Origin of the sequence: Bacillus sp. NTK034 (assembly GCF_017303275.1) — a bacterium.
Lineage (GTDB): Bacteria > Bacillota > Bacilli > Bacillales > Cytobacillaceae > Cytobacillus.
In genome coordinates, this window is the sequence record NZ_JAFKOJ010000006.1 from 203,209 (window position 1) to 216,667 (window position 13,459).

Below are 13,459 nucleotides of genomic sequence, written 5' to 3' on the forward strand. Positions count from 1 at the left end.
GATAATACCCATTGCTTTTGAATTGAAGAAATATTAAAATAAAACTAACTTATTTGAAATGGAGGTGGAGAAGAGATGATTGGAACTGTTTTGGCACGTGGTGAATGGATTGAATTCCTGACAATTTACCGTGCAATTTTTCATGGTTTTGCTGTTAACGGGACAAGTCTGTCCTTTTTTAGCAAATTTCATATGAAAACAAAACAGTGAAAACATCTCTTTAACGCGCATTTCAAGAACGGTGAAGGGGGCTTCTTCAAGCTCTCTTTTTTTATCCCGTTTAATTGCGGTGAGCTTCGCAACCAGAGTAAGGAATCTTGTTGCGTCAAGCTTTCATATAAGTCTGATTAAATGAACTCAGTATAATGCTGACGCATTTTGGCAGCAGCAGCTGAGTGGCCGGCGCATAGCCGCATAGCTAACTGTGAGCAGTAAATCGTCCAGTAAAAGCTTCATTTTATCAGATTTTATCTAGGCCATAGGAGAATGTTTCCTATGGCTTTTTTATGTATATTTTTATAAATTTGGAGGAATTATCTATGATCGCATGCAGCGCACAGCAAGCCGGAAAAACTTACGGCGGAAATATCGTGTTTGAAAATATATGCTTTGAAATTCATGAGAAGGACAGGGTTGGTTTGACAGGAAGAAATGGAAGCGGAAAAACGACTCTGTTTAAATTGCTGGCTGGAGCAGAAGTCCCGGATACAGGCAAGATTCATTGGAAAAAGGGTTGTGAGATTGGCTATCTGGCGCAAATTCCAGATTATCCAGCTAGTATGAAGGCAATTGATGTTTTAAAAACAGCTTTTGCTTATTTGCTTGAAATGGAAAAAACGATGAAGAAAATGGAACAGGAGATGGCGAATGAAACGGTTCCGGATCAATTAAATAAACTTATTGGAGAGTATGGGGAGCTGCAGGATCAGTTTGCACTGAACAATGGCTATGAAATGGATAGCCAGATAGACCGCATCTCAAATGGCCTCAATATCAGCAGTCTTCTGAACAAGGATTTCAGCAGTCTAAGCGGTGGAGAAAAAACAAAGGTATGCCTCGCCCACATGCTCCTGAAATCCCCGAATCTGCTTCTGCTGGATGAGCCGACCAACCACCTGGATATTAAGGCAGTAGAATGGCTGGCAGATTTTATAAAGAATTATGAAGGGACAGTAGTGCTCATTTCACATGATCGGTATTTTTTAGATGAAACGGTCAGCAGGATTCTGGATTTGGAAGATGGAGAAATCACCCTTTATCAGACAAACTATTCAGGCTTTGTAAAAGAGAAAGAAGAAAGGCTGCTGAGAGAGTTTCAGCAATATGAAGAACAGCAGAAAAAAATCAAGAAGATGAAGGAAGCCATCAAGAGGTTAAGAGAATGGGCCAATCAATGCACCCCGCCTAACGCGGGTCTCCATAAACGGGCAAGCAGCATGGAAAAAGCTCTCCAGCGTATGGAGAAGCTGGACCGGCCAGTATTAAACCGAAAAAAAATGAATATGGATCTTGAATCATCTGAGCGGAGCGGAAAAGATGTGGTTTTAATGAAAGAAGTAAGCAAGTCTTTTGGGAGTAAGCACTTATTCCAAAACGTCAGCATGCACATCCAATTCCGCGATCGGACCTCTATTGTCGGGGATAATGGAACAGGAAAATCGACTTTGGTCAAAATGATCCTGGGAGAGCTGGAACCAGATGCAGGGGAAATCAGGAAAGGAAGCAGCCTTAAAATTGGCTATCTGTCACAGCATGTTTTCTCAAGAGCTGATGATCAATCGGTAATTGATACTTTTAGGGAAGGGCTGACTATAACAGAGGGAGAGGCACGCCATATTCTTGCCGGTTTCCTCTTTTATGGCCATACTGTTTTTCGTAAAGTATCGCAATTGAGCGGCGGTGAAAGAATGAGGCTGCGCCTGGCCCAGCTCATGCACAGGGATATTAACTTTCTTATACTTGATGAACCGACCAATCATCTTGATATCGAATCTAGAGAGGTACTCGAAGAGGCACTGGAAGAATTCAATGGAACGATTTTGGCTGTCTCTCATGACCGTTATTTTATCAATCGAATATTCAGCAAAATTTACTGGATTGATCAAAAAGAACTTCATTATTATGAAGGGAATTATGATTGGGCCAGAAAGAAAATGGAGGAGAAGCGGAAAGAGGAGATTGTAGTGCCTGCAGTTAAAAAGGCAAAGATAGAGGCTGTTTTTCCGAAAAAAAATAATAAAGGGCTGGCACCAGAGGAATTAGAGTACGCAATTGAACAAATTGAGACTAGTCTTATAAAATTAGAAATGGTTTTGGAAAAGGAAATGGATTTAGAGAAGCTGCAGATAGCTTATCAAGAAAAAGAAGAACTTGAAAAGCAGAGGGAAGAGCTATACGGGAAATTGGATGCTATTTTATAAAAGCGAGTGAAGGCTAACAAACGGGTTAGCCTTTTTTTATTCATTATATTGAATTAATATAAAATTATTTTAAATAAACCTTTCAGTTTTCATCTATTTCCTGTATAGTAATATACAAAGTTGAATAATTATTTAAATCTGAATAATTTTACGATATTTTCTATTAATAATAAGATCATTCAAAAGAAGAAACGCTATTCAATATTGAATAATTTTTTCGGAGGGACTAATGAACAGCTTTTTCATGGACTGGAATAATGATAAAGAAGTTATATCCTCAATGGAAGAAGACATTATGGTAACCAATGCAGACGGAATAATTATAAAAGTCAGTAAAGGCAGCGGCAGCCATTATGGAGTTGAACCGGAATCTCTCCTTGGCGAATCTGTATATGATCTGGAAAAAAAAGGGGTTTTCAAGCCTGCGATCACTCCAGAAGTATTAAAGAAAAAGAAAAAAGTCATTCTGGTGCAAAAAGCCGGATCAGGCAAAAAGATCCTGGTTACCGGTATTCCAGTATTCAATGAAACTGGAAAAATCGATCATATTGTCAGTTATTCCTACGATGTTTCGGAGCTTCTTGTTATAAAAGAATATCTGAACAGCGTTGAAGAAGAAATGGCCAGGGTGAAAAGCGAACTGGATCTCCTTCGCAATAAGAGCATCAAAATGGATGGCATGATAGCTGACAGCCTGGCGATGAGAAATATTGCCGAAACCATCAGAAGAATCCGGGATGTAGATGTCACAGTCCTGCTCCTGGGTGAATCAGGTGTCGGAAAATCGGCTCTCGCTAAATGGATACATCAAAACAGCACGCGAAAAGACGGTCCGTTCATTGAAGTGAACTGCAGTGCCATTCCGGAATCCATCTTTGAAGCTGAGTTTTTCGGGTATGAAGGCGGTGCTTTTACAGGGGCAAAGAATAAAGGCAAAATGGGATTTGCTGAAATGGCAAAAGGAGGCACGCTATTTCTTGATGAAATTGGTGAACTCTCAGCCCATCTGCAGGCAAAGCTGCTGAAATTCATACAAGACAAGCAGTTTTATAGAGTGGGGGGGACAAAGCCGGTTCAGGCTGATTTTCGTCTCCTGGCAGCAACAAACAAGGATCTCGAAAAAGCAGTTGAATCCAAGGATTTCAGGCAGGACTTATTCTTCCGGCTGAACGTGGTGCCATTGAAGATTCCGCCTTTAAGGGAGAGGAAAGATGATTTATTTGCGCTCATTCATTATTTTCTCCACTCAATCTCCAAGAGGCATAATCGGGAAAGACAGCTGGACAGATCCCTGGTCGATCACTTGCTGCAGCTGGAATGGAAGGGAAACGTAAGAGAACTTGAAAATCTGATGGAGCGGCTTATCGTGACAAGCACCAGCCTGATGATTACAAAAGAGGACCTGCCTTATGAATACCATATGCAAGGAAAAAAAGATGGTTTTATAGATTATGAGGGACAATCTCTTCCTGCGATTTTGGAAGATGTAGAGAAGAAAGTATTAATCAATGCGAGGAAGCGTTACCGAACCACAACTGAAATAGCGGGTGCCCTGGGGATCAGTCAGCCTTCAGTAGTAAGAAAATTAAAAAAAATATGATTGTTAATACATACTTTGGCATGAATATTGCATTAAAGAATAGCAGAGCAAACATAGCATTTTTCATCTATGCAGGATTCAGGAGGGGAAAGTATGAACGGAGAAAATTGGATTCATCTTGTCGGGAACATTTCAAACTTATTGGCGCCAAGCATGGCAAAGGATCACCCTAATTTGCCGGTGGTTAAGGCGGAAGGCTGCTATTACTACGGTGTCGATGGAAAAGAGTATTTGGATTTTACATCAGGCATCGCAGTGGAAAATGTCGGACATCGCCATCCAAAGGTTGTACAGGCTATTAAAGACAGTGCAGACCATTTGGTGCACGGCCCGTCAGGCGTTATCATCTATGAGTCGATTTTGAGGCTCGCAGATGAGCTTGGAAAAATTACGCCGGGAAATCTGGATTGCTTTTTCTTTGCGAATAGCGGGACTGAAGCAATCGAAGGAGCTATTAAGCTGGCAAAGTATGTCACGCGGAGGCCCTATGTTGTCTCCTTCACAGGCTGTTTCCATGGAAGGTCGATGGGGGCGCTAAGTGTATCCACATCCAAAAGTAAATACCGCAAGTTTCAGCAGCCGTCCTGGCTGACTTATCAACTTCCATATGCGGATGAGCGGGATTGCCCTTTTGGTGAAGATCCTGAAGAGTACTTTCCAAGAAAACTGGAAAAGGATGCCGAAACACTCTTCAAGCATCAGGTGGACCCGGAAGAGGTTGCCTGCATGATCATTGAACCGGTTCTCGGGGAAGGAGGCTATATCATTCCTCCGAAGAGATGGATGCAGAAAATCAGGGAAATCTGTGACCGGCATGGAATCCTGCTGATATTTGATGAAGTGCAAACCGGCTTTGGGCGTACTGGAGAGTGGTTCGCCGCACAGGCTTTTGATGTTGTGCCGGATATCATGGCAATTGCAAAAGGAATCGCGGCAGGATTGCCGCTAAGCGCAACTGCAGCTTCAAAAGAATTGATGGAAAAATGGCCGCTGGGTGCCCATGGAACAACCTTCGGCGGAAATCCGATTGCCTGCTCTGCAGCATTAGCGTCCCTTGAAGTCCTAAAAACGGAAAATCTTTTGGAAAACGCAAAGCAAATGGGAGAGTATGCATTAAAGAAATTACACGATTTGCAAGCCGAACATCCTGCAATTGGCAGTGTCCGAGGTCTGGGGCTGATGATCGGCATTGAAATAATCGACCCGCAAACCGGAAAACCGGATGGAAATGCTGTAATGGATATTCTGAACTCTTCACTTGATAAGGGAGTCCTCTTTTATCTCTGCGGAAATTCAGGGGAAGTGATTCGGATGATTCCGCCGCTTATCGTGACAAGAGAGCAAATCGACCAGGGTCTGAAAGTATTGGAAGAAGCACTTACAGAACATGAAGCAGTTGTTTCCAAATCATAAGGAGGTATGAGAATGAAAGCTGAGACAAGGGTTAAGCCGCAGGCTGTCACAGGAGAGTATTGGAAATTTGTCATCCCATCTTTAATTGGATCGCTCCTATTTCTGGTTCCAGTTAAATTTCAGGGAGATGTCACGATTGGTGTTGGTATATTAGCATCTCTTTTAGGCAATGCGTTCAGTGAACAGATGCCTGCCATTATCATTTTTATTTTAGGGATATCCGTTTTTCTTTCCATCCTGACAAAAGCAGCAAAACCGGCATTTATACTGGATAATAAGTTTTTAAAAGGATTATTTGATACCGGGAAGTTTGGATTAACCATGAGAATCCTTGGATTCGCAGTAGGAATTATGACTTTGTTTGAGGTCGGGCCTGAATTTATCTGGTCGCGAAATACAGGCGGAGTGGTTCTCTACGACCTGGCTCCCGTTTTACTTACGTGGTTCCTGTTTGCCGGCATCCTTCTGCCGCTTTTAGTGGAATTTGGATTAATGGAGTTCATTGGGGCGCTTGTCCAGAAATTTATGAGGCCATTTTTCACACTTCCCGGAAGGTCCTCCATCGATTGCCTTGCGTCCTGGATGGGCGCCGGAACAGTAGGTGTATTGGTAACAACGAAGCAATATGATGAAGGTTTTTACACAAAAAGAGAAGCAGCGGTCATTGCGACAACCTTTTCGATTGCATCTGTTGCTTTCAGCCTTGTAGTTGCGAATGTGGTTGGCCTTGGCCATTTATTCATCCCTTTTTATTTAACCGTTTCTGCCGCCTGTGTAGTGGCAGCATTGATTATGCCAAGAATTCCGCCATTATCCCGGAAGCCGGATACTTATTATGAGCCAGTAGGACAGCAGATTGATGAAACCATTCCGGAAGGGGTTTCGAAATTGAAATGGGGATGGGAGCAGGCAATTGATAAAGCAAGGAATGCTCCAGGTCCCAAAAAGCTGTTAACCAATGGCATTGAAACCGTTTTGGATATTTGGATGGGCCTGATTCCGCTTGTGATGAGCCTGGGAGCAGCAGCACTGATCATTGCGGAATACACACCTGCATTTAAGTTTATTTCATATCCGCTCATTCCGGTTTTGGAGTTTATGCAATTGCCGGAAGCAGGAGCAGCAGCACAGACCATGCTTGTTGGCTTTGCTGATATGTTCCTTCCAGCCGTTATCGGGAGCGGGATTGAGAGCGAACTGACAAGATTTGTCGTGGCGGGCCTGTCATTAACACAATTAGTATACATGTCTGAAATCGGGATCCTGATCCTGCGTTCGAACATTCCGCTGAGCTTTGTGGATTTATTAGTTATTTTTATTGAAAGAACGGTTATTACTCTACCTGTTATTGTACTGATTGCACATGTTTTTGTATTTTAGCTGAAAGGAGGGCGGCATATAGCCAGCCCTCCTTTTCGTTATATTAATTTTCTTAAAAGTTCCAAAAGGGCAATATATTATCGGGGCATGTCTCATATCTTATATAGAATCTGCATTATATAAGGAGAGGCGCAATGAGTAAATTCTTCAAGGGAGTCATATTGCTTGCACTGGCGGCTTTTGCAAGCGAATGTATAGAGTTTGTGGTGAATATGGTGCTCGCCCGGGAACTGGGGGAGAGGGGCCTCGGCATGTACATGTCGATTTTGCCGACCATATTTTTGATTGTGCTGCTGGCAAGTTTTGAGCTTCCGATCTCTATTTCCAAATTCATTGCAGAAAAAGATAAAAGGTACCACCTCAGCATGCTCCATCATGTCATCAAGCTTACTATTATCTTTACAGCCGTTTTGGTGCCAGCTGCATCGGCTATTATTCCGTTCGTCAGTGTCTTTAATGAGTACCACCCGCTGCTGAGATGGGTTGTGATCGGCTTTATCCCAATCGTGTCATTTTCCTCGATTGCCAGAGGCTTTTTCATGGGGAAGCATCAAATGGGGAAAATTGCAGCCTCCAATTTTCTGCGCAAATCCGTTCAGCTCCTTTTGCTTGTGGTTCTTTACCAGGCCTTTCAATTTGATGCCAATACCGCAGTATTCATTGCTTTTTGTACTTTTGTAGGAAGTGAGATTGTTGTTTTCCTATATCTTCTGCATATGTTTATTATTCAGTATCAGCGCATTAAAAAAGAGCCATCGAGTTTTATCAGCGGTAAAAGTGTTCGGCAAAACCTTCTATCTGTTTCTGTGCCGACTACCGCTTTACGAGTTTTTCATGCCTTGACCCATGCAGTACAGCCATTTTTGATTAAAGCTGCGCTATTTAAAGCAGGGGTGCCGGGAGAAATTGCGACAGAGCATTTTGGTATGCTTGCAGGTGTGGCCATGACAATCGGCTTTTTTCCATCCTTCATTGCCCATTCATTTTTAATTATGCTGATTCCAACTGTGTCTAAAGAATATGCGGATAAAAACCTGGATGAACTGAGGAGGCTTCTTCAGCAGGTGTTTTTTGTCACCTTTTTATACGGAATTCCTTCAGTTGGACTTTTTTACTTTTTCGCACGGCCGCTGACCGATGTGTTTTTTCATTCAACAGATGCAGCAGTGTATTTGCAGATGCTTTGGCCATTCTTTTTGCTTCACTTCTTCATTATCCCGATGCAGGCCTACTTAATCGGCCTGGGCCTGATGAAAGATGCAGCTTATCATTCAGTATGGTCCACGGTTGTTTCATTTACAGTCATGTACCTGCTTGGTTCTATGCATAGCCTGCAGATGGATGGGATCATTATGGGCATGAATACAGGAGCAGTGCTCCTCGCCATGATGCATTATGTAACAGTATGCAGGAAAATTGGACTGACTCTGTATCTATCGCCAGCTAAGCAGTTTTACTGAAAATGAAAAAGCATCTCCCCTCCATGGGCAGATGCTATTTTTTTCCCTCATTTTTTTCCCCGAATTTACTCTCAATTGTATGTTCATCTCCGTACAGGATTATATGATCGCCTTCCTGAAGCTCCGTCACTAGCCGTTCTTTTCTAATCTTTATGTCACCCCGCTGGATATACAGCACATTGATATCCTCATCCTCTTCGATAATATCTCCTAACTCCTTTTCCTTAAATCCACATGTTTCATCAATGAAATAATCCAATACTTGATCAGTATCATCTGTAAGCAGCGCCTCTCTTATCGGGAGATCACGAAAATCATAATGTTCTTCGAGCTCATGCTCCAGTTTCCCCGAAAGATAATCCCGCATTTTAGGCATCTTTAAAATAAAAATAACCATGATTAGGGCGGCGGCAACGAACGAGATCTTAGCAGTAAAAAATTCATCTGAAAGGATGCTGCTGATTGCAGAAATAATAACTGCCAATGAGAAGGCACCAAATAAAATTAAAAAGGCCCCGAACCTTCTGCGGATCGGATGGTCGATAATCAGTTCCGATTCCCCGGTTGTAAAGCCGGTTCCTGTCAGCATGCTGATCACCTGAAATCTCGCAATATGCTTATCAAGCCCAGTATATGTGAAGATAAGGGTATGAATTTCGATAACAGCCAAAACGATTCCCAAATAAATCAGGATGAAAAGAACACCCATCTTATTTCCTCCGAAAATTTAGAATTATGTAAAAAACCTAAGGAAGCCAGTCCTTAGGTCATTGCTGTACGGTTTGGTTATAGTAATTTACTGAATACATGGCACCTTCATCTACCATTTTGTTATCTTCAATATTATGCGGGTCCGGGTGGCCAAGTTTTTCTTCTGGAACTGTATCATTTAAAAAGCGGTCTGGAAGCATGCCTTTCATTTTAACAGCAAGAGACTGAACTTTATTTCGATTGTTTTTGCTTGCCAACAATAAAATACTTGTAATGCCAACACCGGCTAACAGATATGGATTTAACGGACGAGAATTCATGATTATGCTCCTCCTTCAAATAATTGAATTTGTATTTCTTGGTGTATATTTACCCGGCATAATTAAATGCAAACATATAGTTTAAATAACATTGTTTCCAGTACTAGAAATAATTACTCCTTCTAAAGGGTTTTACTGGAGCCGTGAGAGGGGAATTATGTATTTATTAAAAAGGATTAGGATTCCAGGAGGAAGATGGGGATGGAAAAAGAATATAATGAAGATCATTGGAAATGGTATCGTTATGATCATTTGGATGAAATAGAGTTTAATGTGGCCGGCGACTATAAAGAGGCATTACAGGAATGGGCCAGGAACACTTCCGAGAACAAAACCAATGTAATGGAAATAGATACTTTCGTTCGTGATAAGGAATTTCTCAGCGGCTCGCTCATTTATCAGCAAACAATCAAAGAGCAGCATGAAAATAGTTTGTTCCACTATTTTCTGACAAGGGATTTTCTCATCACCGTCAACTTTGATTCGTCTGTCATTCAGTCCGATGAATCACTGCTATTGAAAAAAATGGATTATACCCATAATGCCATTGATGGATTTTTCGTGATTTTAGGCGAGGTTCTAAGTGATAACATCCAGAAGATTGATAAGTTTGAAGTACGGTTAAATGAACTGCTTTGGAAAATAAAAGAGAAAAACAATATTAACCGCCTGGAAGAAATTTATGAGCTCCGTCACCAGATCCTTGTATGGAAAAATATCATGATTCCTGTTAAGGAAATCAGGATGGGAGTCGAAGAAGCGTTTGGTGAAGGGGTTATAGAAGGAACTGAATTTAAAAGAACCTGCAAGCGAATTGAAAGGGGATATACGCTGGTGCGGGAGTATCAGCAGGAAATTGATGATTTGGTTAATTTTGAAGAAATGGTATCCATGCACCGGGGAAACGAAATTGTGAAGACGCTCACGGTCATTACCACCCTTATGACTCCAATTGCAACCTGGGGAGCGCTATGGGGCATGAACTTCAAGATTATGCCCGAACTGGAATGGAAGTATGGGTATTTGTTCTCCATTATCATTATCATCGCTTCTACCGCAGCCCTCTATATCATGCTTGTTAAAAAAGGCTGGATGGGTGATATCCTAAGGGGAAAAAAGAAGAATTCATTCTTTAAATAAAGGAATGCCGTTAGAATGCGGCATTCCTTTCGTTTAGTAAATGATCCAGTGTCACTTTAATCCCTGCCTCATATGGTGTTTTAGGGAGAGAGCCAATTCTCGCTTCATATTTACTGCCGTCCAAAATAACAGGCTTCTCATTCAAATACATCAATTCTGTATATTCCCTCATCATGGGATCAAAAACACCGATGGCACGAATCATCCATTTGTGGACAGGTCTGAAGGTAACGCCTCTGCTAAGATGCTGAGAAACAATGCTGGCTATTTCTTCCCCGGTAATGGTTCCTGCACCAGGGACATTCCAGACTTCACCGTATGAGTTTTCATTCAATGCAAGTTCGGCTAAAGCTTCCGCTCCATCTTTAATATAAATGAATTCCCTCGGTATATTGGTTTTGCCGACAAACATGCCCTTATTCTTTTCAGTAATCTGGCTCAGTGTATAGTGTAAGAGAGTGTTTCCTGTATGAGGGCCGTAAAAGTCAGGGAAGTGGGCAATGATGTATGGCACGCCTGATTTTTTAATAGTCTCAATTAGTGCCTGGCGCAGCATCCCTTTTTTTGTGTGCGGATTTTTTGGGGAAACTTCGGCAGCAGGGCTGGATTGAAGGCCATAGGAGTATATATTATCAGCATATATAAAAGGCTTATGATGTTTACGGCACGCCTGCAGGATATTATTTAAGATAATTGAGAGGGCGGGATCCCAGTCCGGGTAAGGGATATTGATGGCATGAAAAACAGCATCTGCTTCGGACAAGGCCTTTTCAACATCATTTGCATTCAGTGCATCGCCTGAATGGATAACAGCATTTGACCCCCAGTCTTTTTGGAAGTTAAGCAGGTTTTCTTCAGATCTTGCAAAAGCGATAGTTTTAATATTCCTGCGGCATAATGCCTCTGTTAAAGCATATCCCATTCCGCCTGTTGCTCCTAAAACTGCAGCTGTTTTCATCATTAATTCATCATCCTTTTTATTTAATTGACCACCGTTCAATAAAAGGGAAAAATTAAAGAAATGCGATGTCATTTCTTTAAAAAATTGCTTTTATTAAAAATTGTGCATGTGAAGAGGCGAGTTCCTTCACTTCTTCAAATGTTGTTTCCGATCTGCAATAATGTGTGACAAAGCCGTGCAAGCTTAGAAATACAGACCAAATATCCTTTATGGAAAGAGATCTTGGTGCAAGTGAATTAATCGCTTGCGCAAAATGCATGTAGCTTTTATTTGGTCCTTCATTTAGATAGCTTTTCACATTATCATCACGAATTAAAAACATCAGCTCATAATGTTTTTGATGGGTAAGGCCAAATTGGATATAACGGTAAAAAATGCTGAAAAGCTTCTGTTCATTGGTATCTGCAGATTCTCCCAGCACACTGTCGAGGACTTGATCGAGCTTTTGGAAATCGGCTTCAACCATTTCGTAAAATAATTGAGCCTTATTTTTGAAATGATAATAGATGGCACCATGGCTGCACTGAAGGGTGTCAGCAATTTTTCTCATGGATGCTGCTGAATATCCTTCCTTTACAAACAGGTCACGTGCAACAGAGATGATTGCTTCTTTTGTTAGTTCGTCATGGGCTGATTTTCTTGGACTCATGGAATCACCTTTCATTATTGAACACTGGTCAATAAGATTATATGACGAAGAGGATATTTTGGCAATGTTTTTTTACAGTCTATTCAAATTATTTTTATTAGCCATCAGCTTTTGATATGCTTTACTAAAACAGGAGGGAACAACATGAGTGAGACCAAAACATGCAGAGAATCTTTTACGGTAAAAACCAGCATTGTGCTTCCGCCAGACACGAATACATATGGAACACTATTCGGCGGCAAGCTAATGGCTTATATTGATGATGTCGCAGCCATCGCGGCTATGAGGCATGGAAGGAGAAATGTCGTAACCGCATCTACAGACTCTGTTGACTTTCTTCATCCGGTTTATGAAGGCAATTCAGTCTGCCTGGAGGCTTTTGTTACCTACACAGGCCGGACATCAATGGAGATCTTCGTAAAAGTAATTGCAGAAGACCTGCTGACAGGCGACCGAAATGTGTGTGCTATGTCCTTTTTGACAATGGTTGCGGTTGACGAGAATGGAAAGCCGACTCCGGTGCCAGCGGTTGTGCCTGAGACAGATGAGGAAAAGAGCTTATATGAATCAGCAAAAGAACGTGCCGAAATTCGCAAAAGACGGAGAAAGGACAGTGAAGCCAGGGCAAAGAAATACGGTACAGGTCTGCCCTGGTAAATAAGGGGGAGAAGAATGGGATCCAGAGTGATGCATAGCATTATCAACAATGAAATTGCTTCCAGAATGAAAATAGAGGACAAAGCAGCATTTTTACTTGGAGGAATAGCGCCTGACGCTGTTTCTCCCAAAGATCTTTCCCATTTTTACAAAGGGAATACGGATGATTACACGCGAAGTATAGATTATAAGAGTTTCCTTGATAAATACAGGAGCAAAAGTCTTTCACCTTACATCCTCGGCTATTACACCCACTTAATTGCAGACCATGTCTGGCTGACAGGCTTCTATCTTCCCTGGCTGAAAAACAGAATGGAAAAAGATGAGGAAGTCTTAAACCGCTATCATAATGATTTTCGCCTTTGTAACGCAAAGCTGTCTGAACAATACGGCCAAGTTAAATTTGAGATGAAAAATGTAAAGGTGCCAGATTTAGATGAGGTTTCTGCCGATCAAGTCAGTGCTTTCATCCCTTATATTTTAAAAGACTTCGAATATGATAAAAACGACGCTGAAAAGTCCCTTGAAGTGTTTACTTTCCAGCAGATCATCGGCTACGTGGAAACATCCGTGGAGCTGGGGGCTGCCGAGTTAAAGAAACTGTCAATTGTAAAAAACTGACTCCTTATATCTTCCTATTCTGCAGGGATAATTGAACCTTTTTACACACCAGCGTCTAGTAAAATAGATTTAACTTTCAGAATATTAACTCTTATTTCTTGATTATCCTTTTCCTTCCTCTTAAGTT

General features: G+C 41.6%; 13 protein-coding genes. 9 read left to right on the forward strand and 4 right to left on the reverse strand.

Annotated features, from left to right (window positions below; translation table 11 throughout):
- The first annotated feature begins 75 nt into the window (after nt 1-75).
- From JI665_RS29000 to JI665_RS17890, 6 genes are all read left to right on the forward strand, one after another.
- Entirely contained in the window at nt 76-210 is a 135-nt protein-coding gene (locus JI665_RS29000; protein WP_264740266.1) for an RAxF-45 family protein, read from the forward strand.
- A gap of 329 nt (nt 211-539) precedes the next feature.
- Complete coding sequence (gene abc-f, locus JI665_RS17870; RefSeq protein WP_206841948.1) at nt 540-2,420, forward strand: ribosomal protection-like ABC-F family protein; 1,881 nt, start codon at nt 540-542, stop codon at nt 2,418-2,420.
- A 229-nt stretch (nt 2,421-2,649) separates the two neighbouring features.
- The gene (locus JI665_RS17875) at nt 2,650-4,020 is read left to right on the forward strand and encodes a sigma-54 interaction domain-containing protein (protein WP_206841962.1); all 1,371 of its coding nucleotides are present in this window, start codon (nt 2,650-2,652) and stop codon (nt 4,018-4,020) included.
- Between the two features lie 93 nt (nt 4,021-4,113).
- Nucleotides 4,114-5,433 carry an aspartate aminotransferase family protein gene (locus JI665_RS17880; RefSeq protein WP_206841965.1) on the forward strand — a complete coding sequence of 440 codons (1,320 nt, stop codon included), beginning with the start codon at nt 4,114-4,116 and terminating at the stop codon, nt 5,431-5,433.
- 12 nt (nt 5,434-5,445) lie between these two features.
- Entirely contained in the window at nt 5,446-6,813 is a 1,368-nt protein-coding gene (locus JI665_RS17885) for a YjiH family protein (RefSeq protein WP_206841980.1), read from the forward strand.
- A 134-nt stretch (nt 6,814-6,947) separates the two neighbouring features.
- Entirely contained in the window at nt 6,948-8,273 is a 1,326-nt protein-coding gene (locus tag JI665_RS17890) for a polysaccharide biosynthesis protein (RefSeq protein ID WP_206841985.1), read from the forward strand.
- 34 nt (nt 8,274-8,307) lie between these two features.
- Here JI665_RS17890 and JI665_RS17895 read toward each other — a convergent pair whose 3' ends face one another.
- Complete coding sequence (locus JI665_RS17895; RefSeq protein WP_206841987.1) at nt 8,308-8,982, reverse strand: hypothetical protein; 675 nt, start codon at nt 8,980-8,982, stop codon at nt 8,308-8,310.
- Nucleotides 8,983-9,040: 58 nt separating this feature from the next.
- Nucleotides 9,041-9,304, reverse strand: coding sequence for a hypothetical protein (locus JI665_RS17900; RefSeq protein ID WP_206841989.1), 264 nt, complete (start codon nt 9,302-9,304; stop codon nt 9,041-9,043).
- A gap of 201 nt (nt 9,305-9,505) precedes the next feature.
- Here JI665_RS17900 and JI665_RS17905 point away from each other — a divergent pair, with 201 nt between their 5' ends.
- Nucleotides 9,506-10,444: a magnesium transporter CorA family protein gene (locus JI665_RS17905; protein ID WP_206841992.1), complete on the forward strand. Its 939-nt coding sequence runs from the start codon at nt 9,506-9,508 to the stop codon at nt 10,442-10,444.
- Between the two features lie 10 nt (nt 10,445-10,454).
- Here JI665_RS17905 and JI665_RS17910 read toward each other — a convergent pair whose 3' ends face one another.
- Both JI665_RS17910 and JI665_RS17915 read right to left on the reverse strand, forming a co-directional pair.
- The gene (locus JI665_RS17910; protein ID WP_206841995.1) at nt 10,455-11,405 is read right to left on the reverse strand and encodes an NAD-dependent epimerase/dehydratase family protein; all 951 of its coding nucleotides are present in this window, start codon (nt 11,403-11,405) and stop codon (nt 10,455-10,457) included.
- Nucleotides 11,406-11,481: 76 nt separating this feature from the next.
- Nucleotides 11,482-12,054: a TetR/AcrR family transcriptional regulator gene (locus tag JI665_RS17915; RefSeq protein ID WP_206841998.1), complete on the reverse strand. Its 573-nt coding sequence runs from the start codon at nt 12,052-12,054 to the stop codon at nt 11,482-11,484.
- A 144-nt stretch (nt 12,055-12,198) separates the two neighbouring features.
- Between JI665_RS17915 and JI665_RS17920 the strand changes: the two genes are divergently transcribed.
- Both JI665_RS17920 and JI665_RS17925 read left to right on the forward strand, forming a co-directional pair.
- Entirely contained in the window at nt 12,199-12,711 is a 513-nt protein-coding gene (locus JI665_RS17920) for an acyl-CoA thioesterase (RefSeq protein ID WP_206842002.1), read from the forward strand.
- A 15-nt stretch (nt 12,712-12,726) separates the two neighbouring features.
- The gene (locus JI665_RS17925) at nt 12,727-13,332 is read left to right on the forward strand and encodes a zinc dependent phospholipase C family protein (RefSeq protein WP_206842006.1); all 606 of its coding nucleotides are present in this window, start codon (nt 12,727-12,729) and stop codon (nt 13,330-13,332) included.
- Nucleotides 13,333-13,459 lie beyond the last annotated feature (127 nt).